This window comes from Luteimonas terricola (assembly GCF_004352845.1).
Classification (GTDB): domain Bacteria; phylum Pseudomonadota; class Gammaproteobacteria; order Xanthomonadales; family Xanthomonadaceae; genus Luteimonas; species Luteimonas terricola.
The window spans coordinates 485,485-509,897 of sequence record NZ_SJRX01000001.1; the positions used below are offsets into that span (position 1 = coordinate 485,485).

A 24,413-nucleotide genomic window follows, 5' to 3' on the forward strand; every position below is an offset into this window, starting at 1 on the left:
ACTTCCGGCCAGCCACACTGCAACGCGGCAGTTCAAAACGGCGGCACTGCGTCCCGCCGCCTTGCGAAGCACCGGTGTTCGCCGGTCAGCGGATCAACGAATTCCAGCGCCTGCGCGAACAGCTGCATCGGCCGCGCATGGCTGTCTTCCGCGCGGTCGCGCAGGGCCGGATAGAACGGGTCGTCCTGGATCGGCGCGCCCAGTGCCGCCATATGCACGCGCAGCTGGTGCTTGCGGCCGGTGACCGGTTCCAGGCGGTACCACCACGCGTCCGGGCCACGCGCGGCGACATCGACCACGGTCTCGCTGTTGGACTCCCCAGAGACCTCGCGCATCCGGAAGAACGGCTCGCCGCGTTCCAGTCGACTGCGGTGCAGGTACGGAAACACGAAGTCCGGCAGAGGCGGTGCAAGGGCAAAGTATTCCTTGCGGATGCGTCGCTCGCGGAACAGCGCCTGGTAGCGTGTGCGGCTGTCCGGGTTCACCGAGAACAGCACCAGTCCCGCCGTGTCCCGATCGATGCGGTGCAGCGGTACCAGCGCGCGATTGTCGAAGCGCTCGACCAGCCGCGTCAGCAGCGTTTCACGGACGTAGGCACCCGTCGGCGCAACCGGCAGGAAATGCGGCTTGTCGACGACCAGCAGATGTCCGTCGACATGCAGCACGGTCTCGGCGAACGGGATGCGGGGCTCATCGACGACTTCGCGGAAGTAGTGGATCCCGGTGCCGGCGCGGTACGCCGCCGTGGCAGCAAGCGCGCGCCCCTCTGCATCCAGCACGCGGCCGCGGCGGAAGCGATCGGCCCACGTCGCCCGGTCCACCCCGGGAAAGCGCGCGCACAGGCCATCCAGCAACGTGGCCCAGGGACCGGGCGGAAGCTGCAGGCGACTGGCCGGGATACCGTCGCGGACCGGGCGTGGCACGGAGTTGATGAGGCCTATTGCTGGAACACCGGCTGCAGCAAGCGGAAGCTGCCCGCAGCGGCATCCAACTCCACCCGGCCGCCAACGGGCACGATGAACTGCTGCCGGATGTGGCCGATCATCGCGCCGCGGTACGCGGGGATGCCCAGGGGCTTGATGTAGTCGTCGAGAATCTGGCCCAGCCCCAGCGAGCCATAGCCAGCGCCGGGATCGCAATCGGTGCACTCGCCGAAGATGAAGCCCGCGATCCGGTCCAGCGCGCCCATCAGCTTCAGGGTGCTGAGCATGCGGTCGACGCGGTACGGCGCCTCGGACACGTCCTCGAGGAACAGGATCTTCCCGCTGAAGTCCGGCAGGTAGGGCGAGCCGGCCAGTGCCGTCAGCACCGCCAGGTTGCCGCCCACCAGCTCGCCCTGCGCCGTGCCGCCGGTGATGGTGACGGTGCGGTTCCTGCGCTGCACCAGCTCATCGCCGCGATCGGCCACGTTGCGGTACTGCATCAGCTCGCGCTCGAAGAACAGGCGCCGGAACTGGTCGGCATTGAAGCTGTTCCAGCTGCCGGAGCCGTTGGGGCCGTGGAAGGTGACGAGCCCGGTCTGCGCGTTGATCGCATTGTGCAGCGCAGTGATGTCGGAGTAGCCGAGCAGCACCTTGGGATTGGCACGGATCAGGTCGTAGTCGAGCAGCGGCAGCAGGCGCGCGGCGCCGGATCCACCGCGAACGCAGATGACGGCCTTGACCTCCCTGTCGGCGAAGGCCGCATTGATGTCGCCCGCGCGCCCGGCGTCGCTGCCCGCCAGGTGCCCGCGCCTGTCCGCGTAATGGGCCCCGGCCTTGACCTTGAAGCCCAGCGCTTCCATCACTTCCTGCGCAAGCTGCAGGTTGAAGGAATCATCGACCGGGGATGAGGGGCTGACCAGGGCCACGGTGTCGCCCGGATTGAGCGGCGCGGGCAGCAATGGCACACCCCGCGCCGCCATCGCACTGCGTCCCCGCGCGAACGGCAGCAGCAAGGCCGCTGCCGCGGCGCTTCCGATGAACCTTCGCCTGTCCATGCCGCCGCGGCTGCCGGCCAGGGCGCTCAGGGCGCGCCCGCCACATGGTCGTCGTCCTCGAGCATCATCCGGCCATCGGCGAAGGCTTCGCCGTAGGACTCAGGCTCGCCGGCATGGACGAGCCGCATGGTGCTGGACAGCAGGAACGCGACGAGGAAGCGCATGGGAACCCCGGATCGGCGATGGACGGGTTCCGACGATAACGGTGGACGGCGACGGGGGCCAGTGTCGGCCTGCCCAGCGCATCCCGATTGGCGGGACAACCTGCGGGACTGACCGTTCGCCCCAGCCCTCGTCCTTGCCGTGCGCAACCGTGTCGACCTCGATCACCGCAAACCTGACGCGACGGCGGGCCCCGATGCCGGGACCCGCCGCCCGTCAGTCAGAACCGGGCTTCGGCGCCAAGCATCAGCGTGTCGGCGCGGTCGGCATCGTAATAGAACGTGCCGCTATCCCAATAGGCTTCGTTGAAATACACGTAGTTCGTGTAGACAAGACTCAGATTGAAATGGCGGGTGATGTCCACGCCCAGACCGACGCCGACGTAGCCGCCATCGATATCGCCGAACTCGTAGTCGGCCGACATGTAGCCCGCACGCACCAAAGCATAGACCGGACTGGTATGGCCGAAGTTGAAACGTGCGTTCACACCGATGCTCGCGTAGTCGACTTCGGCGAAACGCCAGCCATCGTCCGTGGTGCTGTCCAGCCGACCGCTCGCCAGCTCGATGCCGATCAACGTCACCGCGCCCGCTTGCCAGCGATAGCCGGCGTTGACCGCGAGCGCCGACTGGTCGACGTCGTCGTACACCCAGCCCTTGCCGCCCTGCACACCGACGAAGAAGCCGCCGCGGCCTTCCTCATGGCGCGTGGGAGCCTCGTACGCAGCGGTGTACGGCTGCGCGCGACCTACGGTGGACTGGTGCTGCGGCGTCGGCACCGGCTGCTGCACCTGCTCCCCGACAGCGACCGGTCGCGGCGCTTCGGGCACACGCTTGGCCGGATCCATCTCCTGACGCGGCGGCGGCGCCGGCTCGATCGCCTTGGTCTGGGCGTAGGCGCCCGCGGATGCGATGACTGCGAACGCTGCGGCCATCATGGCCACCGAACTGGACTTCTTCATGAAACTCCCCTGTTTCGACTGTTGTGAGCGCAGCGCAAGGCACCGGCACGCTGCGTATAGCCAAGCATCAGGGAAAGCGGTCTCATCGACTGCGCCTACGGACGACAACGCCACGGCATCCCTGAGTGGCGCTCCACATCAAGCATGGCGCGTGCCAGCCGTCGCGTCGGCATCAAGGGGCTGTGTCCATCGCGCGAACAGACGCGAAACGGCAATGACTGCCGTGCCGCGTCAGCCTCGGGCCGGCTCGCGCGTCAGCGGGCGGCGCGCGTCCAGCATGGACGCGTCATTGGCGCGATCGCCCAACGGCGCGAATTCGTGCATCTGGATGGCACCGCGCGCCAACGCCGCCTTCGATCCCACGCAGGGAAACGACGGCGCCGCCACGAAGTCGTGGAACCGGGCGGCCATGGCACTGCCGGGGCGCCGGATGGGTGACGGTAGCGTGTGGCCCGGCGACGCGGCAGCCATGGCTGGACTCCGGATCGGATGCGTTATCGTAACGCCCGCCGCCGAGGCCCCCGGGGAACGACCACATGAGCGATCAGGGCACACGCACCGACACCGACCACGCGCCGGCCCGCTGCGAGAACTGCGCGGCCGTCCTGCACGGCGAGTTCTGCCATGCCTGCGGACAGTCCATGCACAACCCGATCCGCCACTTCGGGCACGCGGTGGAGGAGTTCTTCGAAGCCTTCTGGCATCTCGATGGGCGCGTCTTCCGCACCCTGCGCGACCTGTGGTTCCCCGGGCGGGTGGCGATCAACTACCTCGCCGGCCATCGCGCGCGCTACATCGCGCCGCTGCGCCTGTTCGTGATCCTGAGCGTGCTCACGTTCTTCATCGGCGCGGTGGCAGTGCACGTCGACGACAGCCCGATCGGCGTCACCGGCATCGAAGAGATCAGGGGGGCGGCCACCGTCGAGGACGTCGAACGCATCCGCGACGAAATGGTCGCCGAGATCGAGGCGGCGCGCGCCGAGGCCGGCAATACCCCGGGCGTAGACCCCGCCCTGATTGCGGCCGAGGTGCGGATCCAGGGGGCCGCGGCCAACCGCCTGGTCGAACTGACCGGTCGCCCCCCAGCCGAAGGCACCGCCGACGTGCCCGCGGCAGACGGCAAGCCGGGCATGCAGATCAACCTGTTCGGCCACAAGGGCGCGTGGGACGCAGAGACCAACCCCCTCGTCGTCAGCTGGTGGCCGGATTTCGCCAACAACTGGCTCAACCGGAAGGTGGGCAACCTCGACAAGAACATGCGGTCGCTCGATGCCGCTTCCCCCGACACCTGGGTGCAGGGAATCATGTCGTCGGCACCGTCGGCGCTGTTCCTGCTGGTCCCGGTGTTCGCCCTGCTGCTGAAGGTGGCTTACCTGTTCACGCGCCGGGTGTATCTGGAACACCTGGTCGTGGCGCTGTACAGCCACGTCTTCCTGCTGATCATGCTGACCCTGGCCTTCGTGCTGTCGGCGCTGGACAACTGGGTCGGCACGGGTGTCTCGGGCATTGTGTTCGGCCTCGGCCTGTCCGCCATCGTGATATGGATGCCGGTTTACCTGCTGCTGATGCAGAGGCGCGTGTACCGCCAGGCCTGGTGGCTGACCGTGCTCAAGTACCTGGTCATCGGCAACATCTATTTCATGATGCTCACCGTCGCCACCGTACTGATGTTCCTTGCGCGGCTGACGGCCGCCTGACTCCCGGGCCAGCGGTCCCGTCCCTTGCTGATGCTTCCCCCGCGGACCCCGTTCAGAAACCTGTCGCCCTGGACCTCGCGGCCACCCGGTGGCGCGCTGCATTCCCATGACTGGCGCATACTGTGCAGGCCGACTGCAACCGCAGTGCAGCGCGAATGCGCCAGGAGAATCCAATGAGCAAGGGTCTGAACCAGAAAAAGGAACAGAAGAAGAAACCGGCCAAGACGATGAAGGAGAAGAAGGCCGAGAAGCGCGAGAAGAACGCGAGCAAGCCCTTCGCGCCGACCTGAGCGCGCTCCGACCGATCAACAGGAAAGGCCCGGACTTGTCCGGGCCTTTTCGTTCCATCGGCCGCACTGCCACTGGCCGGCCATCCGGCGCTCGCCCTCCCGGAAAGACACCTCGAAACTGGAACTCCCTGCGGCCTGTCATCGATACTCGGCGCACCAAGCAGGCCCACCGACCGGCCAGGACAGCCATGAGAACCTTCGTACTGAGAGCCCGGGCGGCGCCCACCGACAGCCAGGCACTGCTGGACTCCGTCGGCAAGGACGCGCATACCGAGATCCTCGCGCATACGCTGATGAACGCGATCTTCGTCGCCCAGTCGCATCGCGCCGATGTCACCGTGTACCTGGTGCTCGAAAGCACCCGGGATTTTTCCCGCACGATCGTGTTCGATGTCAACGCCATGCACGAGATCGGCGGCTTCGACGAGCGCGCGCTGCTGGGCAAGGTCGCGAAGGCGCTGGATGCGTCCAGAGGCATGGGCAAGGACGAGGCGCGGCCCGTGGAATCGGGCGTCACGGTGCGTACGTCAAGCTTCGAACGGCTGGTGCAGGTGCTGGCCGAAGACCATCAGCTGTTCCTGCTGGACCGCAAGGGCACGCCGATCCGCGAGCAGGCCTTTGGCGACAAGCCGTGCTTCCTGCTGACCGACCACATCCCGATGCCGAGGAAGACCATCCCGGGCCTCGAGCGCCTGGGGGCGAAGAAGATCACGCTGGGATCCCGGATGCTGTTCGCATCGCAATGCGTCGTGCTGGTCCACCACGAACTGGACCAGCGATAGCGGGCGCGTCGAGGGCTCAGGGCAACAGCGCGGTCCATTCCGGCGTGGAGAACCGCTCCCGCGCCAGCGCCTGCGCGCGCCCGGATTCGTCCGGATGCAGGATGTCGGGCGCCAGCCCGCCGTGGCGGCGGCGGAAGGTGTCCACCATGTGCTCGATCACCGCGGCGCGCGGCAGCCCGGTCTGGCTGCGCAGCGGATCCACGCGCTTGGCCGCGCTGGTCGTGCCCTTGTCGGACAACTTCTCGCGACCGATGCGCAGCACCTCCATCATCCTTGCCGCGTCGATGTCATAGGCCATGGTGACGTGGTGCAGCACCGCCCCGCGGCGCCGGGTCTGCGCCGCACCGGCGATCTTGCCGGCACTGGAGGTGATGTCGTTCAAGGGCTGGTACCAGGCCTTGATCCCCAGGCCGGCCAGCGCCTCGATCACCCACTGGTCCATGAACGCATACGCCTGCTCGAACGTCATGTCCTCCACCAGCGTCAGCGGCGCGACGATGGAGTAGGTGATGGTATTGCCCGGCTCGATGAACATCGCCCCGCCGCCGCTGATCCGCCGCACCACCTCGATGCCGTGGCGACGCGCGGCCTCCATGTCGACCTCGTTGCGCAGCGACTGGAAGCGCCCCATCACCACCGCGGGTCCGGCCCACTCCCAGACCCGCAGCGTGGGCGGCCGCCGCCCGGCGGCCACTTCGTCCAGCATCACGTCATCCAGCGCCATGTGCAGCGCCGGCGCCTGCGGTGCGGCATGCACCAGGTGCCAGGCGTGGTCCTGCCAGTTGCTGCGGCTCACGCCCGGCCTCCCGGGTCATCGCCCCCGGGCGCGGCATCCAGTGCCCGGCGCACCGCGGCCGCGACGCCCTCGGGGGTGATGCCGAACATCCGCGGCTCCGGGCCGAGCGCCGCGGCCACCGCGGCGGCAAGACCGGCCTCGGCGGTGGCGATGGACAAGCCTTCCAGCGCGGCGTTGATCGTGTCCAGCGCGCTGTCGGGCTCCAGGAAGAAGTCCCCGCTGACCTGCACGGCCGTCATGCGGCCCCCGGCGATGGCCAGGTCGACCACCACCAGCTTGCCGCCGGGGACCTTGTACTCGCCGTGCGCAGTGTTGTTTGTCGTGTTCACTCGCACAGTCTAGGCGCACATCCAAAGGTCGTGATAGCCGGGTCGTGACCGCGCGCGCCGCCAGGCCCGCTCCGTGTCTAAACTCGCGGGATGCCGAGAAAGACAACCGACGACCGCCAGCTCCTGCGCGGCATCGTCGTCCACGACATCCGCCGCGACCTGCGCCGCCACCTGCGCCCGATGCTGGCCTGGTACCTGCTGTTCACCGTCTTCGCGACGGTCGCGGCCGCACCGCTGACGACCTGGTCGCTCGCGGCGCTGCTGCACTGGATCGAGCGTCCGCTCGCGGGTGACTTCGATGGCGTCGTCGACAACCTGCTGGCGCTCACCTGGCTCATGCTGGCGGGCGCGCTGGCCTGGTATGTGGTCATGCTGCAACAGGCCGGCATGCTCCTGGTGTCGGCAAGCCACGGCTGTCGCTACCGCACGGCCGCGGCGGCGCTGCTCGGCATGCTGCGGCGCGCGGGCCCGCTCGCCGCGCTCGCGGCCTGCCAGGTCCTCGCCCATGCGCTGCTGGCGCTGCCGTGGCTCGTGATCGGCGGCGTGCTCTACCGGGTGTTCCTTGGCGGCTACGATCCCTATTACGTGGTGGCGGCGCGTCCGCCCGCGCTCTGGTGGTTTCTCGGCAGCTTCCTGCCGGTGCTTGCGGTCGGCCTGCTCCTGCACGCGACGCTCTACTTCCGATGGCTGCTCGCCACGCCCGCACTGGTGCTGGAGGGCCTGTCGCCGGTGGCCGCCCTGCTCCGCAGCCGCGTACTCACCCGCGGCCGACACCTGCGCATCGCGGTGCTGGTGGTGGCTGTCGCACTCACCGTCGCGGCCATGCCGCTGGTCGTGACCGAGCTCTACGACCGGGCGGCCACTCCGCTGCTGGACTGGCTCCCCGGCCATCGCCTGCTGGTCAGTGCGGGGATGCTGGCGTACCTCACGCTCTACGCCGCCACCGTGCTGGGCGTGCTGCTGCTCGGCACCACCTTGAACACGCTGCTGGTGCGCGCGCTGTTCCACCGTCTCGGTGGCGCCCGCGGCGCCCGCGCGATCCCCGCCACCCCGCCCCGTCCGGGCCGGTTCGTCTGGGGTGCGGAGGTGGCGTTCCTTGGCGTGGCGCTGGTACAGGCGACAATCGCCGTGGCGAGCATGAACCTGCGCACCGATGTCTCGGTGACCGCGCATCGCGGCGCAGCCCTGGTCGCGCCGGAAAACACGCTCGCGGCCTTCCAGGCGGCCATCGAGGCCGGCGCGGACGCGATCGAGCTGGACGTCCGGCTGAGCGCCGACGGTGCCGTGGTCGTACTCCACGACAGCGACTTCCGGCGCATCGCCAGCGACCCGCGTGCGGTCGTTGAAACGCCGCTGTCGGCCATGCGTGACATCGACATCGGCAGCTGGTTCGATCCTGCATTCTCGGGCGAGCGCATTGCGACGCTGGCCGAAGCCCTCGCCTTCATCGACCGGCGTGCGCTGGCGCTGGTCGAGCTCAAGCCCGACGCGGACAACGCGCAGGCCCTGCTCGAAGCCGCGCTGTTGGAAGTGCAGCGCGGCGGTTACGGGGATGTGGTCATGCTGGCCTCGCTTTCGCCGGAGCTGGTGCGCGCGGCGCGCGCCGCCGCACCGCAGGCGCGGCTGGCCCTGTTCACCAATGCCGCCTTGCCGGGCACGGCGCGGCGGACCGACTTCGACATGCTGGGGCTCAACCACCTGCAGGTCGACGCCGCGGCGGTCGCGGAGGCACGGCGCCGCGGCTACCTGCTGCAGGCGTGGACGGTCAACGACCCGGTGCGCATGGCGCGCTACATGGACCTCGGCGTCGACGACATCAGCACAGACGTGCCGGCAGAGGCCGTCCGGCTACGTACCGAGCGGGCTGCACTGACCGAGGTCGAACTGCTGCTCGTACGCCTGCACAGCTGGTTCCGGCGCTGATCGCGACCCTCTCGTCGAGGGCGGTCAGCCGCTCTGGGTATTGGGATTGAAATGGCAAAGGGTCACGGTCTCGTCTTCGCCGAATCCCGGGTAGTGGATCCTGAGCTGGGCGAGCAGTCCCTGCGGCGTACGGCAGTCGGGGTCATGCTCGAACCGCAGTGCCTCTTCGTCGATGTCGCGGAATATCCGCAGCTCGGTCTCCAGCACGACCGGCGGCGAGAGACTGCCGTCCCCGAGCCGCAGCCGGGCGGCGGGAACGCCGTGCCAGCGCGCTCCCCGGCGCACCGTGGTGTTCCGGCCTTCCAGGAAGGTGGCGTTGGAGAACTCGAGTACAGGGAGCATCGTGGTCATGCCGGAAGCATAGCGCCGCTACACTGCGCCTCCCGACTCCCGGCAGCCCTCCATGTCCGATCCCGTACGCCTGGCCAGACGCGTCATCGAGCTCACCCAGTGCTCGCGCACCGACGCCGAGCAGTACATCAAGGGCGGCTGGGTGTCGGTCGACGGGCAGGTGGTCGAAGACCCGGCCCACAAGGTGGGCACCGAAACCGTCGTCGTCGACCCCGCCGCCCGGCTGACCGTCGCGGAGCCGGCAACGATCCTGCTGCACAAGCCGGCCGGCCACGACACGATCAGCGGCCCGAACCCCGCGGCCGCGCTGGTGCAGTCCGACAGCCGATGGAGCGAGGACGCCTCCGGCGTGCGCCTCCTGCAGCGCCACTTCCATCGCCTGACGCCGCTGATGCCGCTGGATGCCGAAGCCAGCGGCCTGATGGTGCTGACCCAGGACGGCCGCGTCTGGCGTCGCCTGAGCGAAGACCGCGACGACATCGAACAGGAGTTCATCGTAGAAGTGGACGGCGACATCGCGCCCTACGGCCTGCAGCGCCTCAGCCACGGCCTGGGCTACAGCGGCCGCCCGCTGCCGCCATGCAAGGTCAGCTGGCAGAACGAGATCCGCCTGCGCTTCGCCATCAAGGGCGTGCAGGGCGGGCAGCTGCGCGACATGTGCGCGCAGGTGGGGCTGGAGGTGGTGGCCATCCGCAGGATCCGGATCGGCAAGGTGCCGCTGGCCAAGATGCCGGTGGGCGCCTGGCGCTACCTGCCCGTCGGCGAGCGCTTCTGAAGCTCTGCGAGCTCAGGCGCCGCGCACGCGCAGCGTCAGCCCCTTGAGGAATGCGCGCAGCAGCTGGTCGCCGCAGGGGCGGTAGTTCTTGTGCCCCGGCTGGCGGAACAGCGCCGACAGCTCCGGCTTCGCCAGGGGAAAGCCCGCGGCGACAAACACCTGGTGCATGTCCTCGTCCTTCAGCTGGAAGGCCACCCGCAGCTTCTTCAGCACCACGTTGTTGCTGATGCGCTTCTCCACCGGCCGCGGCGGCACGGTGTCGTCCCTGCCACGCAGATGCACGATCAGCCCGTCGAGGACATGCGCCAGCACCGCATCGCTGCAGGCCAGGTGCCCGGGCTCCTCCTCCTTCAGCAGGAAGGCGCGCACATCGTCCTTGTCGAGGGCAAGTGCGGGATCGGCAAGGAGTGCGATCTCGACCACCTTGTTGTCGCTGAGATCAAGCATGTAGCGGATGCTGCGCAGGACGTCGTTGTTGATCATGGTTCCTCGCGCTTGAGCAGCGATTTCAGGCCGGCAAAGGGATTGGACGTGGCCGAAACAGGCTTGTCTTCGGCGGCCAGTGCGCTGACCCCGGTGTGGTCGAGCTGGCGCGAGTGCTCGTTGTCGTGGCAGTACACGCACAGCAGTTCCCAGTTGCTGCCGTCGGCCGGATTGTCCGAGTGGTTGTGGTTGCGGTGGTGCACCGTCAGCTCCTGCAGGTTGGCGCGGGTGAACTCGCGCGCGCAGCGGCCGCAGATCCACGGATACATCTTCAGCGCGCGCTCGCGGTAGCCCTGGTCGCGCTGCCCGGCGCTGCGCCGGGCCTCGGCGACGATGCGGTCGAGCTTGGCGTTGTCTGGCGTGGACATGGCGATCGGGTCAGGTGGGAGCGGCGCGGGAAGGGTAGCACCGGCAGCACGTTCGCCCCGCAGTGGAGTCCGGGAGCGGGTGCCGATCATTCAAAGAACAACGGCCCGGTGCGAGCCGGGCCGTTGTTCTGCTGCGGACGCGTCGCGCGGACGCTCAGTCCTCCGCGCTCTGGTAGCGCACCAGGTAGCGACTGGCGGCAACGGCATAGGCCGCGCGGGTCACGCCCTTGGTCGGATCGAAGTACGCCTGCAGGGTCGGCTCCAGGTCGAACGGTCCCTGCTTGACCACGAAGCGGGCGTTGATCAGGCCAAGGTCGAGCGCCAGCTGCACGTAGCCGCGCAACGTCGCGGGGATCGACGCGGCATCCTCGACCGGGATGCGCTGGCCAAGGTAGAACGCGGTCAGTTCGCCGCTGAACCCACGCGCTTCCTCCTGCAACGCCAGGCTCTGCACCAGCGAATAGGCCAGGCTGACCCGGCTGACGTTGTCGTCGGGCCGGAACTTGCCGTTGAGCACGCCCATCACGCCGGCCTGCGACTGGCCCAGGTCGCGCAGCGCGCCACCGGTGGCGACCGCCGACTCGGCGAACGGATACGCCGGGTCGTCGACGCTCAGGTCGGTGAAGCTCGGCTTGCGATCCAGTGGCAGCTGCTGGCGCACGCTGGCGCCCATCAGCAGGTACTGCGCCATCTCGCTGCGCTTGAGGAAGGCGTCAGGGCGGAAACGGCGGTCGGAGTCCCCGTCGACCAGGCGGTTGGCGACGGCGAACTCGATCGCCTGGCGGGCCGGGTGGGTGGCGACGTCATTCATGCCGGTGTAGCCGCCGCTGTTGAGGAAGCTGAGCTCGCCATTGACCGTGCCTGGCGCTGCATAGCCATTGGTGGCGCCAAGCGGGTCGACGTTCTGGCCGGACACCCCGCCGATGCCGCGCACGGTGACGGTCCAGGTGCCGACCTTGGCGGGGGCTCCGGCAACCACGGTGTCACCGATCAGCGGCAGGGAAATCGAGGAACCGTAGCGAATGCCGTCCGGATCGGTCAGCACGACGGCGATCGTGTTGGCATCGACGACGGCTCGTGCAGCGACGAAGGCCACTTCGGGACCGACCTCGAACGACTGGCTTTCGACCGTGCCGACCGGACTGAAGAAGATCGAGAACGGGATCGGGTCGCCGCCCGGGGCGAGCAACGCGTTGGCGTTGAACTCGCGCAGGCCGTTGACGGTCGCGCCGAAGTCGTTGCGCATGTCGGCCGACTCCGCGACCGCGGCGTAGGCGTTGAGGTGGCCCATGCCGGCCTCCCACGGCAGGCGACCGGTCATGTTGGTGGCGGTGCGCTCGAGGATCTCCTTGACCTGCGCCGGGGTGAGGTTCGGGTTGGCCTCCAGCATCAGCGCGACCACGCCGGCGACGTGCGGGGTGGCCATCGAGGTACCGCTCATGTGGGTGTAGAACGGCAGGTGCGCGGCGTCGAGGTGCTCGGCGTCGTAGTCGGCCGCGAGCTGCGGCAGCACGCCGGTCAGGGTTCGGGTGGAGACGATGTCGACGCCGGTGGCGACCACGGTCGGCTCGTTGATGTAGGTCCACTCGCGGCCGTCGGGCATGGTGAACTGGCCGATCTCGCCGCGCTTGCCGCGCGAGGAGAAGCCGGTGAGCACGCCGTCCTTCTCGCCGGCGCCGACCGAGACCACCCACGGAGCCTGCGCGTACGGATTGTGGGTGTCCTCGCCGGAGCCGTCGTTGCCGGCGGCGAACACGCTGACGATGCCGCGCTTGTACAGCTCGTAGGTGGCGACGTTGACCGGGTTGAGCGGTGCGAACTTGCCGGAGCTGCCCCAGGAGTTGCTGGTGACGCGGATCGGGTGGTCGTAGCTGAACTGGTTGGTGGCGGCGTAGTCGAGCCCGCCCACCGCATCGAGGATGAACAGCACGGCGCCCGAGCCGTAGCCGACCAGGTCCGCGCCCGGCGCGGCACCACGGTACAGGCCGTTGGACTTGGCGCCGGTGCCGCCGATGGTGCCGGCGCAATGGGTGCCGTGGCCCGAACCCCAGTCGGTGTTGGCGACGCCTTCGGTGTAGGTGATCGGCAACAGCGTGTCGTACGCCGCCAGGTTGGTCACGCCCTGGGTGTTCTGCACCAGGTGGGCGCCGAACTTGATGTCGTCGTGGGTACCGTCGACACCGGAATCGTTGACCAGCACGGTCACGCCGGCACCGCTGAAGGGAATCGCGCGGTTGTAGTCGGCCGGGTTCTGCACGGCACGCTCGGCGCCGGATATCTGGCGTGCCTCCTTGTTGAAATACTGCAGCGGCGCGTTGAAGTAGATCGAGGCGACGTCATCGCGCTGGGCCAGCGCGCGGATCTCGGCCGGGGTGGCGAGCGCGCCGGCGATCGGCAGCGTGCGCATCAGCATGCCCTGGTCGATGCCGAGCGACTTGAGCGCGGCGACCTGGCCGGCCGTGACCGGACCGGACTGCTCGTAGCTGACCACGATCTGCAACTGATCGGTCGGCAGCGCATTCTGCATACGCGAGATCAGTTCCGGGTCGAGTTGGGCGTCGGCGAGTGCGACGCCGCTGGCGAGCAGGCCGGCGGCGATGGAGCAGATTCGGAAAGTGCGACGCTGAATGGGGGATCTGGTTCTGGAAGGCATGGAGGACTCCGGATAAATCGCCGCAGGCTTGGGGCGAACCCGAGTATTCGCGGCGTTTCGCCCAGCGGCCCATCCGGAATTGCCCCCAACCGCACTGGGGAAAATCACCCAGCAGGCGAGCGGATGGGTCAGCGCCACGCGCCTGAGTGATTTCCCCTAGAGACTCGGGTCACGGAATCAGGCTAGGGTAGGCAGGCTGATGCCGTGGAGTAATGATGATGTCGAGGTTCCCGTTGGTTTCAAGACTGCTCGCCGTGGCGGCACTGCTGTTCGGCAGCGGCCAGGTTGCGGCGCAATCGATCGCGGTCCCGGTGCAGGTCGACGTCAGCGGCAACACCGCGGTTGTCCAGATCGGCAGCGGCAGCCAGCCGTTGGCGGAGCTCATCCTCACGTTCGATGATGCCAGCGGGCTCAGCGCATCCAGCCTCGGCGTCAGCGCGCAATTGGTGAATATCAACGACCCCACGCTGCTCACCCGGCTGCCCGGCCAGACCCTGACCCCGCTCGACCCGGCCCTGCCGCTCATGATCACGGTGGAGCCGCCGGCCCTGGGCGGGCTCAGCTTCAACCGCACGGTGCGGGCCGAAGTCCACACCCATGCCCTGCCCTACACCGCGGGCAGTTCGCTGCGGTTGCTGAAGGCACCGTTGAATGGCGCATTCCGCGACATCACCGATGAAATCGCGCCGGGCAGCGTGCGTGCGCGTGGCACCACCGGAGGTTTTTCGCAGTTCCTGGTGGTGACCGACCTGCGTGAGACCGGCGTGGTGCTGGACCAGAAGTTCTCGTGGTTGCGCGCGCGGATCGCCGCCCTCCCCTCGAGCGAACAAGCGGCCTTCGATGCGTACCTCGATGCAGCGGAGTCCGCCGTCGCCAGCGGCGATCACGCCGGCGCGATCGGCGCGCTGGACGAGATCCGTGCGCGCGCCTCGGCCCGCGCCGGGCTTGCCCTGACCCAGCAATGGCGGGCCACCCGGGATGTAGAAAACCAGGCCGGCGAGATCATCGCCGGTGCCGCGACACTCAGGTACAGCGTCGCCTACCTGCGCGACTACGGGCGGTAGCCGCGACGCCCGCGGCGGCGGGCCGGCCCTTCCCCGGCGGCGTTTCGACCCGCCGTCCAGTCCCGCGATACCGCGCTAAGATGCCTGGATGCAGGCACGACTGATCGCCTACCCGCCCGATGACGCCGCCATCATCCGCCTGGTCCGACCCGGCCAGGCGCTGCGGATCGGTCGCGTGGGCGAGGACTGTCCGGCGGGGCAACTCGTCCTGCACCACCCGTCGGTGTCGCGCGCGCATGCCGAGCTGCATGGCGACGGGGGCCATTGGCGGCTGCTCGACCTCGGCAGCAAGAACGGCAGCCACGTCGATGGCGTCGCGATCAGCGATACCCGGCTGGATCGCGGCTGCTGGCTGCGTTTCGGCGACGTCCACTGCGAGTTCGCCCTGCTCACCGCAGCCGAGGCCGAAGCGGCCGAACACGACCGCCGTGTCCGCCGCCACGCCGCCACCGCACACACCACCCGCATCGAGCAACTCACCCGCTTCGGCGATTTGCTCGACGCCAGCCTGGATGCCGTGCTGGGGCTGGCGCATTGCGAACGCGGCTTCGTGCTGATCGACGACGGCGCCGACTTCGTGGTGAGTGCGAGCCAGTCGCTGGCACCCGCGGCGCTGGCGGGCCGCTCATTCTCCGGCAGCGTCGGCGCCGTGCGACGTGCGATGGACCAGCGACGCATCGTGGTCGTCAACGATATCGGCCGCGAGGCCTGGCTGGCGAACCGCGAGTCGGTGGTTGCCGCCGGACTCAGCGCGCTGGTGTGCGTGCCATTGATGGATGAGGATCGCGTGCTCGGCGCGATCTACGCCGACCGCGTCGCGCCCGGGCCGGCGATCAGCACGCTCGACCTGGAGCTGCTGCAGGCCTTCGCCGAGAACGCCGCGGTATGGATCTCGGCACGCCGCACCAGCGAACAACTCGAACTCCAGTCCGACATGCCGGACCGGCGGCATGCCGAGCGGGACGACGCCGGCTGGAGCCGGATCATCGCCGCGCACCGTCAATCGAGCGACCAGGACGCATGACCCTTCCAGGCGGCAACTCCGACCCGCCTGGCGGCGACGAGGCGGCCAGCAACGCCACCGCCACCGGCGTCTACGCCCAGGTCGACCTTGCTCCGGGAACCGTACTGGCCGACCGCTTCCGGCTCGAGTCGATCCTCGGCATCGGTGGCATGGGCGTGGTCTATCGCGCCACCGACCTGACCCTCGACGTGCCGGTCGCGCTGAAGCTGCTGCGCCCGGAACTGGCGCAGCGCGCCGACGCGTTCGAACGGTTCCGCGGCGAACTGCTGCTGGCGCGGCAGGTCTCGCATCCGCACGTGGTGCGGATCCACGACCTCGCCCGGCACGGCCAGCACTGGCTGATCAGCATGGACTTCGTCGATGGGACTTCGCTGGACCATCGGATCGACAAGCAGGGGCCGCTCGCGCTGGAGGAGGCCCTGCAGCTGACGCGCCAGCTCGCCGAAGGCCTTGCCGCCGCGCACGCCAAGGGCGTGGTGCATCGCGACCTGAAGCCGGCCAACGTACTGCTCGATGCGCAGGACAATGCCTACATCAGCGATTTCGGCGTGGCCCGCTCGCTAATCACCAGCGGCCTGACCCAGTCGGGCACGGTGGTCGGCACCCCGGATTACCTTTCGCCCGAGCAGGCCCGCGGCGACCCGGTCGATGCGCGCAGCGACCTCTACGCGCTCGGCCTGATCCTGTACGAGATGCTGGCCGGCAAACCGCCGTTCGGCGGCGGCACCATGGCCGAGGTGCTGGCGCAACGCATCGTGAGCACCCCGCAACCGATCAATCGGCACCGGCCCGAGGTGCCGGCGTGGGTTGCGCGCCTGCTCGACAAGCTGTTGCGCCCGCAGCCGGCGCACCGCTTCCAGAACGCGGCCGAGGTCGTGCGCGCGATCGACACGCGCGAAGTACCGCGCGAACTCCGGCTGTCCCGCGGGATCGGCTGGGGGCTGGCGGCGACGCTCGCGCTCGCGATCGGCGTGGGCGGATGGTGGTGGCAGCACGAGCCCTCACCGGCTGTCGCCGCCTCGCCGCCGTTGCAACGCCTGCTTGTATTGCCGATCGGGCATGCCGGCGATGGCCGCTCGCCGGAAGACACGCCCGCAGCGGAACTGGCGGGCCTGAGTGCGCACCTGCGCGATGCGCTCGCGGCGATCCCCGGCCTCGCCGTGGTCGATGGCGAACGCACCCGGCAGGCCCTGCGCCAACTCGACCCGGCTGGCGCCGCAAGGGCGGACATCGCCGGCTTGCGCACCACCGCCGCCGCGCAGCGGGTGCTGCAACCCGCGCTGGAAACCGAGGACGGCCGCTGGCGCCTGCGCGCGCAACTGCATTCGGGAACCGACGCGTCCCTGGCCATTGATGGGCCGGCCGCCGACGGCCCCGCCGCCGCGCTGCGCGCGTGGGCCGACCAGGCCAGCACGCGGCAGGCGCTCGGCCTGCGCGACGACGCTGCCATCCGCTTGACCCTGCCCACCGGGTCCGAAGCACTGGATGCCCATGGCGCCGGCCTGCTCGCGCGCCAGGGCGGCAAGCTCGACGAAGCGCTGGAGAAGCTGCGCGCCGCCACCCTGTCCGCCCCGGCCTATGCCGCCGCGTGGCTGGCGCAGGCCGAGACCGCGCTGGCGATCGGTGAGCTCGATACCGCGTTCGACGCCATCGAGCACGGCCAGCGGGCCGCGACCGACGCGCCCGCCAGGCTGCGCGGGCGCCTCGCCGCCGAGCTCGCGCTGCTTGAAGGCAACCCGACCGCCGCCGTCGCCGAGTGGCGCGCGCTGCTCGCGGCAACCCCGGACGACACCTTCGCCGAACTGCAACTGGCGCGCGCGCAGGGCGCCGGCGGCGACTTCGGCGCCGCCGTCGAAGGCCTGCAGACCCTGGTCCAACGCGATGCGAATGACCCGCGCGCCTGGTTCGAGCTTGGAAAGTTCACCCTGCTCAGCGGCGACGCCCAGCGCGCGGTCGACGACCACCTCGTGCGCGCACTGGTGCTCTACAAACGCAGCCGCGATGCCTATGGCGAGGCCGAAACCGTCAATGCGCTCGGCATCGGCTACGCCCGCCTCGGCCAGACCGCCGACGCCATCGAGCAGTACCGCAAGGCCGTCGACCTGCGCCGCGCCGTCGGCAATCGCCGCGGCGTGGCGACCAGCCTGCGCAACCTCGCCAACGTGCTGGCGCTGACCGGGCAGTTCGACGAAGCCGCCGGCTACCTCGAGCAGGCCCGCGCGCTGCATGCCGAACTCGGTGACCAGGAAGGCCTGGCCGCCACCGAGAACGAGCTGGGCCTGCTGGCCGAGGAACGCGGCGACTACCGCGGCGCACTCGAAGCCTACCGCCGCGCGCTGCAGATCTGGCAGCGTGCCGGCGACGCCCACGGCAGCGCCCAGGCGCACAACAACATCGGCTTCGCGCATTACCAGCTTGGCGCCTACAACGACGCCCAGGTGTACTGGCAACAGGCTGCCGATGCCTACACCGGACTTGGATCGCTGACCGGCCAGATCCGCACCGAGCAGAACCTCGGCCTGCTCGCCACCGCCCGCGGCGATTGGGACGACGCACGACGCCGGTTGACCCGATCGCTGACCAACGCCGAGCAACAGCAGATGCCGGAGGAGGCCGCGGTCAGCCGCCGCAACCTGGCCGAGCTCGAACTGCTGCAGGGCCACCTGGCCGCGGCGATCGACCAGACCCACAAGGCCGAGACGCTGTTCCGCCAGCGCGAGGACCAGCGCGGCGTCGCCGATGCCGTCCTGCTCCGCACGCAGGCGTTGCTGGCGTCCCACGCCGATGCCGGGGCACGGGCGCTGCTCGACGCGTTGCAACCCACCCTCGCCCAGGCCTCGACCGAGCAGCGCGCGATCGCGCAGATGCTGCATGCGGAACTCGCCACGCGCGCCGGCGACGCCGCGCAGGCCACCGCCATGCTGCGGCAGGCCCGGGAATGGGCGGCGAACTCCGGCGTGCGCCACCTGCAACTGCAGATCGCGTTGCACGAGGCCCGCGCCGGCACCGTCGACGGCAAGGACCTCGACGCCGCCACCACGTCGCTCGGCCATGCCGGCCTGCGGCTGGGCTGGCTCGAATGGGTCATCCGGCAGGCGCTCGACAACGGTGACCCGACGACTGCCCTCGCCGCCTACCGGGAGGCCCAGGGGCTGCTGCGCGGCGGCGATTTCCAGCACGCCTGGCAGATCCACCGGCTCGGCTCCGAGGCCCACGACGCCATTGGCAACACGGCCGAGGCCGGCCGCGCCCGCGCCCGTTCCCGAGATGCACGAACCTTGTTGCGCGAAGGACTGCCCGAGTCCCTGCGCGCCGGCTTCGACCTGTCCACGCAAGCCACCGGACAGGAACCGCCGCGGTGAGCAGGCAGCCTCTCGACCAGGCCCTGTCGCTGCCGGCGATCCGCGAGCAGTACCAGCGCCTGCTGCAGCGGCTGGAAGCCAACGAGCGCGAGTTCCGCCGGCTCGGACGCTCGGTCCTGCGGGTGCAGGAAGACGAACGGCGCCGGCTCGCGCGCGAGCTGCATGACGGCATCGGCCAGAACCTCACCGCGCTCAAGCACCGCCTGGTCCAGTTCGGCGGCAACCTGCCGGCGGACCCGGCCCTGCGCGCCCAGCTGGAGGCCGCGATCGCCCTGTGCGGCGACACCCTCGACGACACCCGCGAACTGTCGCGCCTGCTGCGCCCGCCGATCCTCGACGACCTCGGCCTCGCGCCGGCGCTGCAATGGCTGGCGCGCAGCCAGGGCGAAGCCAGCCAGCTGTCGATCACCGTCGAGATGGAACCGCTGCCGCCGCTCGACGACGATCTGCAGACGCTGCTGTTCCGGGTCGCCCAGGAAGCCCTCAACAATGTCGCCCGGCACGCGCGGGCCGAAAACGTCCTGCTGCGCCTGGTCGTGCGTGGCGGCCAGTTGCAGCTCCAGGTGGTCGACGATGGCCGCGGTTGCGACCCCGGAACCGCCCTGCGCAGCGGCGGCAGCGGCCTCGGCGGCATGCGCGAGCGCCTGCGCCTGCACGGCGGCCGCCTCGACCTGCACTCCTCGCCGGGCAACGGCGCGCGCATCCGCGCGGTCATCCCGCTTGACGGCGATTGATCGCTCGCGCACGTTAGTGCAATGGGGAACATCCGCGTCCTGATTGCCGACGACCACACCCTGGTCCGTGAAAGCCTGGTCGGGCTGCTGCAGGCCGATGGCGACGTGCAGGTGGTGGCGCAGGCCGCCGACGGCCTGGAGACGCTGGAACAGGCGGCGGCCACGCGTCCGGACATCGTCGTCACCGACCTCGCGATGCCGGGGCTCAACGGGATCGAGGTCGTGCGCCGCCTGCGCGAATCGCTGCCGAACACCCGGGTGCTGGTGCTGACCATGCACCAGGAGGACGAGTACGTGCTGCAGGCGGTGCGCGCCGGCGCCTCGGGCTACCTGGTCAAGGACAGCGCCGCATCCGAGCTTCTGGCCGCGGTGCGCAGCCTGCAACTTGGCCGCAGCTACTTCGGCCCGCAGGCCTCGAAGGCGCTGGCCGAGCAGTTGCAGCATCCCGAGCGCGTGGTCGACGACCCATACGGCCGCCTCACTCCGCGCGAGCGCGAGGTGTTCCACCTGATCGCCGAAGGCCTGACCACCAAGCAGATCGCGCGCAAGCTCGGCACCAGCACCAAGACCGCGGAGAACCACCGCACCCGCGTGCTGGGCAAACTGGGCGTGCGCAACACCGCCGAACTGGTCCGCTACGCGCTGCGGCGCGGGTTGCTGGATTAGAACGCAGCAGGACGCGTCCCCCCGCCTTGCGCAACATCCGCAGCACCTCCTCCTGGCGCGAGGGCGCATCCGCCCCGGCTCGCGTCCGGTTAACGGCTGCTGGAGTAAGAAGGCGGTTCACATCCCACCCCGCCGACAAGGAGGGAGATCCCATGAAGATCGTGACCAGCCTGAGCTTCCAGGGGCAATGCCGCGAAGCGTTCGAGTTCTACGCCAAGGTGCTCGGCGGCAAGATCACCGCCGCGTTCCCCTACGGCGACGGGCCGCCGGGGATGCCGATCACCGACGAGAAGTACAGGACGTGGCTGATGCACTGCTGGCTCGAGGTCGGCGACCAGGCCCTGATGGGCGCCGACATGGACGTCGACTGGGCACCCAACATCGACAAACCCAAGAACGGCTTCGACGTCACCCTGCATAGCGATGACATCGCCGAAGCCCAACGCTGGTTCGAGCAGCTGGCCGAAGGCGGCAGGCAGGTGATGCCGTTCGCGGAAACCTTCTGGTCGCCCGGCTACGGCGCCCTGGTCGACCGGTTCGGCGTGCCGTGGATGGTCAACACCGTGCCGTCGGCGGACTGGAAGCCACAGCCATGATCGCGAAGAACACCATCTGCCTGTGGTACGAGAGTGACGCGCTCGAAGCCGCCACCTTCTACGCCGAGACCTTCCCCGACAGCGCCGTCAACGCGGTCAACCACGCGCCCGCTGACTACCCGTCCGGCAAGGAGGGCGACGTGCTGACGGTCGAGTTCACCGTGATGGGCATCCCCTGCCTCGGCCTCAACGGCGGCGACGCGTTCAAGCACAGCGAAGCGTTCTCGTTCCAGGTGGCCACCGACGACCAGGCCGAGACCGACCGCCTGTGGGATGCGATCGTCGGCAACGGCGGCCAGGAAAGCGCGTGCGGCTGGTGCAGGGACAAGTGGGGCATCTCCTGGCAGATCACCCCGCGCGTCCTCACCGAGGTCTACACCGGCACCGACCGCGCCGCCGCCAAACGCGTGTTCAAGGCCATGATGACCATGCGCAAGATCGACGTCGCCGCGATCGAGGCTGCGCGGCGGGGCTGAGTCCACGAACGCATCGGGCGCAAAGGTGAATTGCACGCGATCAGCGCACCGACCGCTCGACGATGATGCGCTCGGCCAGCCACTGGTTGCCGCGAAGCTGCCGCGCCTGCACGCGCACGCGGTCGCCGCGTTCGAGGTCTTCCGGGCGGTAGCGCCGGCCCTGGTATTCCACCGTGGTGCGGCCGTCATAGGCCAGTTCCATGCCGCCGCGGCCGGCTGCGTAGCCCGTGCCATCGAGGCGGATCCGGCCTGCGCGCGCGTCGACCCCGGCCACCGTGCCGCGCAGCTCGCGGCCGTAGCCATCGTCGCGGCCGTAGCCACCGTCGCGCACGTCGCGCACTACCTCGATCGTGCGTGCCCAGAGCTCGCGGCCGGACTGCGCGGCATCGATCCGCACAACGTCGCCGCGCTCCAGGCCTTCCACTGCGAGCTCCCGGCCCTGGTAGTACAGCCGCGTACGCTGGTCGTAGCGGACCGCCGCGCGCTGCGTGCGGCCGCTGCGCGGATCGTCCACGACCAGCAGGATCCGTCCGTTGCGAGCGTCCAGGGCGTCCACGGTTCCGGACAGCTGGCTGCCGTATCGGGAGCGATCGCCGTAGTCGGGTTGGCCGTAGCCGCCGCGGTCTTCCGGATAGCCCCCATAGCCGCCGTATCCACCGGGGCTGGCGCAGGCGCCGAGCAGCAGGAGAAGGCCGCCAGACACCAGGACCCGGGCGATAACGCCAAACGCTCTGTTCATGGGGGAACTCCGCAGACTATCCAAAGAACCATATGCACCCGACACCCGTGAAGCCGGGGTCAGTCGTCCAGGATGCTCGTGATCAGGCCCGTAGCCAGCTGCACCAGGTAGTAGGTGTCATCGTCCTGGTAGGGACGCACCCACCGGTACCCGTCCGGCGGCGCGGCCAGGTCGTAGTGGCGGTAGTCCCGCAGGTAGTAGCGGTCAGCCAGGTAGTCGCGCGGAATGTGTTCGCCGCGCGCCCAGCGGCGGTGCTTGCGGACATCCTTGCGCCACTCGCGCTCGGCCTTCCGGCGGTCCTTCAAGTACTCGCGCTCGGCCTCGCGGCGATCCTTCGCGGCCTCACGCATATCCTCGCGGCGATCCTTTTCGTACTCGCGACGATCCTTCTCGTATTCGCGGATGGCTTCGCGGCGATCCTTCAGGGCCTCGCGCTGCGCCTCGTCGTACGCCTTGCGCATCTCCCTCCCGCGATCGTCGTCGGCAAAAGCGCTTCCGGAAAAGGCGATGGCCGCCAGCGCACCCGCAATCAACAGCTTCTTCATGACGTGCTCCCGGGAGTCGGACAGCCCGACCTTAAGCGGTGCCCCCTGAACGTGAAAACACCCGGACCGGATGATCCCGGGGTCCACGCCGGGTTCACCCGCACGCGTGCCAACATCGATCGCCTGCCGGATGTCGCCCATGCCACACGAGCCAGACGCCACGCCCACGCCCACGCCACGGACCGGACAACCCGATCCGAAGCTCACGCGCGGGGAATTCGAACGGCGCTACCGTGTCCCCTTCCTCGATCCCGCGTTCGACGCCCACCGTGACGCCATCGACCGGCTCGCAGCGGTCGCCTGGAACGCATACGACGAGGGGCGCAAGGTCCCGCGCACGCACCCGGCGGGGCCGGGCTTCCACGACCCCGCCCATGAGCTGTCCGACGAATGGCGCGCCGCGCGCGATGCCATCCAGGCCGCTGAAGCGCGCCGGCGCCAACCCGGAACGCCCGACCGCATCCTTCTGGTGTGCGCCTCGCCGCGCAGCGAGCACACCTGCCCCGGCGAAATGTCGAAGACCTGGCGCTTGCTCGAGGCCGCACGCGACGCCGCGCTTGCAGCGGGCGCCGACTGCGATGTGCTCGAACTCAACCGCCTCACCTCCGAGTACGGCCGCACCATCCATCCCTGCAAGGCCTGCGTGTCGACCGCGATGCCGCTGTGCCACTGGCCCTGCTCCTGCTACCCCAACCACGGCCTCGGCCAGCACCACGACTGGATGAACGCCATCTACCCGCGCTGGGCCGAGGCGCACGGCGTGATGATCGTGACGCCGGTGCACTGGAACCAGGCCACCTCGCCGCTGAAGCTGATGATGGACCGGCTGGTCTGCGCCGACGGCGGCAATCCCGACCCCACATCCACCGCGGGCAAGGACGCGACGCGTGCCAAAAGGATCGAACTGGATGGCTGGGACTATCCGCAGCACCTGGCCGGCCGCGCCTTCGCCGTGGTGGTGCATGGCGACAGCGAGGGCACGCAGATGGTCCGCCACGCGCTGGCCGACTGGCTCCGCGGCATGGGCCTGGTGGATGCCGGCGCGCAGTCGCAGGTGGACCGCTGCGTGGGCTACTACGCGCCGTATGCCACGAGCCACGACGCACTCGACGACGACCCGGACCTGCTCGAAGAGAGCCGCAACGCCGCGCGCGCACTGGTCGAGCGCATCCGCCAGCTGCGCACGGGCCAGCGCGAGGCTGGCTCCGATCTCCGGATGCCGCGGCGGAAGTGAGTCCCTTGCCGCCCGTCAATCCTGGTCCAGGTCGGTCTGGATCCACCGCGGCGAGTGGTGGATGTCGACCGTCTGCAGGCGGCCCGGCCCGAGATTCTCGAATCGATGTGGAACCCCAGCGGGACCGAGGAGGACGTCGCCGGCGGCGGCGTCGATGGTCGTGTCCCCGATGAGGAACCTGGCCCGCCCCTCGACGACGATGAATGTCTCGTCATACGGATGGACGTGGAGACGCGGACCGGCGCCTGGCGTGTCGGTCCCGTAGGCCAGCACGGTGACCGCCCCTCCGAGGGCGATTCCCTCGACGGATCCGCGCCTGGGTCCGTCGGCGGCTGGATCGAACAACCTGGCCTGCCCCGGAGGGCGCCCGTCCGGCTTGACCGTGGCAGGGTCGAAATCAGTGCGCGTCATCCGTCGTCCTCCGC

General features: G+C 69.4%; 26 protein-coding genes. 12 read left to right on the forward strand and 14 right to left on the reverse strand.

Annotation, left to right across the window (positions count from 1 at the left end):
• Positions 1–32: 32 nt before the first annotated feature.
• From E2169_RS02250 to E2169_RS02265, 5 genes are all read right to left on the reverse strand, one after another.
• Positions 33–941: a pseudouridine synthase gene (locus tag E2169_RS02250; RefSeq protein WP_188726156.1), complete on the reverse strand. Its 909-nt coding sequence runs from the start codon at positions 939–941 to the stop codon at positions 33–35.
• Positions 938–1,978 carry a S66 peptidase family protein gene (locus tag E2169_RS02255; RefSeq protein WP_132984979.1) on the reverse strand — a complete coding sequence of 347 codons (1,041 nt, stop codon included), beginning with the start codon at positions 1,976–1,978 and terminating at the stop codon, positions 938–940. The genes E2169_RS02250 and E2169_RS02255 overlap by 4 nt, the downstream gene beginning before the upstream one ends.
• Positions 1,979–2,004: 26 nt before the next feature.
• A complete protein-coding gene (locus E2169_RS14190; RefSeq protein WP_165942305.1) occupies positions 2,005–2,142 on the reverse strand; it encodes a hypothetical protein in 138 nt (45 codons plus the stop codon).
• Between the two features lie 218 nt (positions 2,143–2,360).
• Positions 2,361–3,101 carry an outer membrane protein gene (locus E2169_RS02260; protein WP_132984980.1) on the reverse strand — a complete coding sequence of 247 codons (741 nt, stop codon included), beginning with the start codon at positions 3,099–3,101 and terminating at the stop codon, positions 2,361–2,363.
• A 231-nt stretch (positions 3,102–3,332) separates the two neighbouring features.
• Positions 3,333–3,572: a hypothetical protein gene (locus tag E2169_RS02265; RefSeq protein WP_132984981.1), complete on the reverse strand. Its 240-nt coding sequence runs from the start codon at positions 3,570–3,572 to the stop codon at positions 3,333–3,335.
• 65 nt (positions 3,573–3,637) lie between these two features.
• Here E2169_RS02265 and E2169_RS02270 point away from each other — a divergent pair, with 65 nt between their 5' ends.
• Together E2169_RS02270 and trmY are read left to right on the forward strand one after the other, a co-directional pair.
• Positions 3,638–4,798, forward strand: coding sequence for a DUF3667 domain-containing protein (locus E2169_RS02270; RefSeq protein ID WP_132984982.1), 1,161 nt, complete (start codon positions 3,638–3,640; stop codon positions 4,796–4,798).
• 478 nt (positions 4,799–5,276) lie between these two features.
• Positions 5,277–5,870: a tRNA (pseudouridine(54)-N(1))-methyltransferase TrmY gene (gene trmY, locus E2169_RS02275; protein ID WP_132984983.1), complete on the forward strand. Its 594-nt coding sequence runs from the start codon at positions 5,277–5,279 to the stop codon at positions 5,868–5,870.
• A gap of 16 nt (positions 5,871–5,886) precedes the next feature.
• On the opposite strand, the gene E2169_RS02280 is transcribed toward trmY, so the two are convergent.
• Both E2169_RS02280 and lplB read right to left on the reverse strand, forming a co-directional pair.
• Positions 5,887–6,666 carry a lipoate--protein ligase family protein gene (locus E2169_RS02280; protein ID WP_132984984.1) on the reverse strand — a complete coding sequence of 260 codons (780 nt, stop codon included), beginning with the start codon at positions 6,664–6,666 and terminating at the stop codon, positions 5,887–5,889.
• Positions 6,663–6,995, reverse strand: coding sequence for a lipoate-protein ligase small subunit (gene lplB / locus E2169_RS02285; RefSeq protein WP_132984985.1), 333 nt, complete (start codon positions 6,993–6,995; stop codon positions 6,663–6,665). Before lplB ends, E2169_RS02280 begins: the two co-directional genes overlap by 4 nt.
• 90 nt (positions 6,996–7,085) lie before the next feature.
• Between lplB and E2169_RS02290 the strand changes: the two genes are divergently transcribed.
• Entirely contained in the window at positions 7,086–8,918 is a 1,833-nt protein-coding gene (locus E2169_RS02290) for a glycerophosphodiester phosphodiesterase (RefSeq protein WP_132984986.1), read from the forward strand.
• Positions 8,919–8,942: 24 nt separating this feature from the next.
• On the opposite strand, the gene E2169_RS02295 is transcribed toward E2169_RS02290, so the two are convergent.
• A complete protein-coding gene (locus E2169_RS02295; protein WP_132984987.1) occupies positions 8,943–9,269 on the reverse strand; it encodes an ASCH domain-containing protein in 327 nt (108 codons plus the stop codon).
• Positions 9,270–9,321: 52 nt separating this feature from the next.
• On the opposite strand from E2169_RS02295, the gene E2169_RS02300 reads away from it, so the two are divergent.
• On the forward strand, positions 9,322–10,044 hold the full coding sequence (locus E2169_RS02300) for an rRNA pseudouridine synthase (RefSeq protein WP_132984988.1): 723 nt from the start codon (positions 9,322–9,324) through the stop codon (positions 10,042–10,044).
• A 12-nt stretch (positions 10,045–10,056) separates the two neighbouring features.
• Here the strand turns inward: E2169_RS02300 and E2169_RS02305 are convergent, their stop codons facing one another.
• From E2169_RS02305 to E2169_RS02315, 3 genes are all read right to left on the reverse strand, one after another.
• The gene (locus E2169_RS02305; RefSeq protein WP_132984989.1) at positions 10,057–10,527 is read right to left on the reverse strand and encodes a YehS family protein; all 471 of its coding nucleotides are present in this window, start codon (positions 10,525–10,527) and stop codon (positions 10,057–10,059) included.
• On the reverse strand, positions 10,524–10,895 hold the full coding sequence (locus E2169_RS02310; protein WP_188726137.1) for a YajD family HNH nuclease: 372 nt from the start codon (positions 10,893–10,895) through the stop codon (positions 10,524–10,526). The genes E2169_RS02305 and E2169_RS02310 overlap by 4 nt, the downstream gene beginning before the upstream one ends.
• Positions 10,896–11,049: 154 nt before the next feature.
• On the reverse strand, positions 11,050–13,548 hold the full coding sequence (locus E2169_RS02315) for a S8 family serine peptidase (protein WP_188726136.1): 2,499 nt from the start codon (positions 13,546–13,548) through the stop codon (positions 11,050–11,052).
• A 254-nt stretch (positions 13,549–13,802) separates the two neighbouring features.
• Here E2169_RS02315 and E2169_RS02320 point away from each other — a divergent pair, with 254 nt between their 5' ends.
• The 7 genes from E2169_RS02320 to E2169_RS02350 all read left to right on the forward strand — a co-directional run bounded on the left by E2169_RS02320 (position 13,803) and on the right by E2169_RS02350 (position 21,470).
• Positions 13,803–14,612 (forward strand): DUF6689 family protein, encoded by an 810-nt coding sequence (locus tag E2169_RS02320; RefSeq protein ID WP_229659108.1) that lies wholly within the window; start codon positions 13,803–13,805, stop codon positions 14,610–14,612.
• An 88-nt stretch (positions 14,613–14,700) separates the two neighbouring features.
• A complete protein-coding gene (locus tag E2169_RS14195) occupies positions 14,701–15,636 on the forward strand; it encodes a GAF domain-containing protein (RefSeq protein WP_165942306.1) in 936 nt (311 codons plus the stop codon).
• Positions 15,633–18,998, forward strand: a complete 3,366-nt coding sequence (locus E2169_RS02330) for a serine/threonine-protein kinase (protein ID WP_132984991.1) — start codon at positions 15,633–15,635, stop codon at positions 18,996–18,998. Before E2169_RS14195 ends, E2169_RS02330 begins: the two co-directional genes overlap by 4 nt.
• Positions 18,995–19,732 carry a sensor histidine kinase gene (locus E2169_RS02335; protein ID WP_229659107.1) on the forward strand — a complete coding sequence of 246 codons (738 nt, stop codon included), beginning with the start codon at positions 18,995–18,997 and terminating at the stop codon, positions 19,730–19,732. The genes E2169_RS02330 and E2169_RS02335 overlap by 4 nt, the downstream gene beginning before the upstream one ends.
• 21 nt (positions 19,733–19,753) lie before the next feature.
• A complete protein-coding gene (locus E2169_RS02340) occupies positions 19,754–20,398 on the forward strand; it encodes a response regulator (protein ID WP_132984992.1) in 645 nt (214 codons plus the stop codon).
• 152 nt (positions 20,399–20,550) lie between these two features.
• Positions 20,551–20,994 (forward strand): VOC family protein, encoded by a 444-nt coding sequence (locus E2169_RS02345; RefSeq protein ID WP_132984993.1) that lies wholly within the window; start codon positions 20,551–20,553, stop codon positions 20,992–20,994.
• Positions 20,991–21,470: a VOC family protein gene (locus tag E2169_RS02350; protein ID WP_132984994.1), complete on the forward strand. Its 480-nt coding sequence runs from the start codon at positions 20,991–20,993 to the stop codon at positions 21,468–21,470. The genes E2169_RS02345 and E2169_RS02350 overlap by 4 nt, the downstream gene beginning before the upstream one ends.
• A 40-nt stretch (positions 21,471–21,510) precedes the next feature.
• On the opposite strand, the gene E2169_RS02355 is transcribed toward E2169_RS02350, so the two are convergent.
• Complete coding sequence (locus E2169_RS02355) at positions 21,511–22,209, reverse strand: DUF5666 domain-containing protein (protein ID WP_132984995.1); 699 nt, start codon at positions 22,207–22,209, stop codon at positions 21,511–21,513.
• A 59-nt stretch (positions 22,210–22,268) separates the two neighbouring features.
• Positions 22,269–22,754 carry an RcnB family protein gene (locus E2169_RS02360; protein ID WP_165942307.1) on the reverse strand — a complete coding sequence of 162 codons (486 nt, stop codon included), beginning with the start codon at positions 22,752–22,754 and terminating at the stop codon, positions 22,269–22,271.
• A 139-nt stretch (positions 22,755–22,893) separates the two neighbouring features.
• Here E2169_RS02360 and E2169_RS02365 point away from each other — a divergent pair, with 139 nt between their 5' ends.
• Positions 22,894–23,988, forward strand: a complete 1,095-nt coding sequence (locus E2169_RS02365; RefSeq protein ID WP_132984997.1) for a flavodoxin family protein — start codon at positions 22,894–22,896, stop codon at positions 23,986–23,988.
• A 15-nt stretch (positions 23,989–24,003) separates the two neighbouring features.
• Here E2169_RS02365 and E2169_RS02370 read toward each other — a convergent pair whose 3' ends face one another.
• Positions 24,004–24,399, reverse strand: coding sequence for a cupin domain-containing protein (locus E2169_RS02370; protein WP_132984998.1), 396 nt, complete (start codon positions 24,397–24,399; stop codon positions 24,004–24,006).
• Between the last annotated feature and the right edge of the window lie 14 nt (positions 24,400–24,413).

Bases quoted from the DNA above. Each gene is read 5' to 3' on its own strand.
- E2169_RS02360 (WP_165942307.1), bottom strand. From the start codon at position 22,754: ATGAAGAAGCTGTTGATTGCGGGTGCGCTGGCGGCCATCGCCTTTTCC.
- E2169_RS02255 (WP_132984979.1), bottom strand. From the start codon at position 1,978: ATGGACAGGCGAAGGTTCATCGGAAGCGCCGCGGCAGCGGCCTTGCTG.
- E2169_RS02350 (WP_132984994.1), top strand. From the start codon at position 20,991: ATGATCGCGAAGAACACCATCTGCCTGTGGTACGAGAGTGACGCGCTC.
- E2169_RS02340 (WP_132984992.1), top strand. From the start codon at position 19,754: ATGGGGAACATCCGCGTCCTGATTGCCGACGACCACACCCTGGTCCGT.
- E2169_RS02260 (WP_132984980.1), bottom strand. From the start codon at position 3,101: ATGAAGAAGTCCAGTTCGGTGGCCATGATGGCCGCAGCGTTCGCAGTC.
- E2169_RS02270 (WP_132984982.1), top strand. From the start codon at position 3,638: ATGAGCGATCAGGGCACACGCACCGACACCGACCACGCGCCGGCCCGC.
- E2169_RS02300 (WP_132984988.1), top strand. From the start codon at position 9,322: ATGTCCGATCCCGTACGCCTGGCCAGACGCGTCATCGAGCTCACCCAG.
- E2169_RS14195 (WP_165942306.1), top strand. From the start codon at position 14,701: ATGCAGGCACGACTGATCGCCTACCCGCCCGATGACGCCGCCATCATC.
- E2169_RS02365 (WP_132984997.1), top strand. From the start codon at position 22,894: ATGCCACACGAGCCAGACGCCACGCCCACGCCCACGCCACGGACCGGA.
- E2169_RS14190 (WP_165942305.1), bottom strand. From the start codon at position 2,142: ATGCGCTTCCTCGTCGCGTTCCTGCTGTCCAGCACCATGCGGCTCGTC.
- E2169_RS02290 (WP_132984986.1), top strand. From the start codon at position 7,086: ATGCCGAGAAAGACAACCGACGACCGCCAGCTCCTGCGCGGCATCGTC.
- E2169_RS02310 (WP_188726137.1), bottom strand. From the start codon at position 10,895: ATGTCCACGCCAGACAACGCCAAGCTCGACCGCATCGTCGCCGAGGCC.
- E2169_RS02315 (WP_188726136.1), bottom strand. From the start codon at position 13,548: ATGCCTTCCAGAACCAGATCCCCCATTCAGCGTCGCACTTTCCGAATC.
- E2169_RS02355 (WP_132984995.1), bottom strand. From the start codon at position 22,209: ATGAACAGAGCGTTTGGCGTTATCGCCCGGGTCCTGGTGTCTGGCGGC.
- E2169_RS02330 (WP_132984991.1), top strand. From the start codon at position 15,633: ATGACCCTTCCAGGCGGCAACTCCGACCCGCCTGGCGGCGACGAGGCG.
- E2169_RS02370 (WP_132984998.1), bottom strand. From the start codon at position 24,399: ATGACGCGCACTGATTTCGACCCTGCCACGGTCAAGCCGGACGGGCGC.
- trmY (WP_132984983.1), top strand. From the start codon at position 5,277: ATGAGAACCTTCGTACTGAGAGCCCGGGCGGCGCCCACCGACAGCCAG.
- E2169_RS02295 (WP_132984987.1), bottom strand. From the start codon at position 9,269: ATGACCACGATGCTCCCTGTACTCGAGTTCTCCAACGCCACCTTCCTG.
- E2169_RS02305 (WP_132984989.1), bottom strand. From the start codon at position 10,527: ATGATCAACAACGACGTCCTGCGCAGCATCCGCTACATGCTTGATCTC.
- E2169_RS02345 (WP_132984993.1), top strand. From the start codon at position 20,551: ATGAAGATCGTGACCAGCCTGAGCTTCCAGGGGCAATGCCGCGAAGCG.
- E2169_RS02265 (WP_132984981.1), bottom strand. From the start codon at position 3,572: ATGGCTGCCGCGTCGCCGGGCCACACGCTACCGTCACCCATCCGGCGC.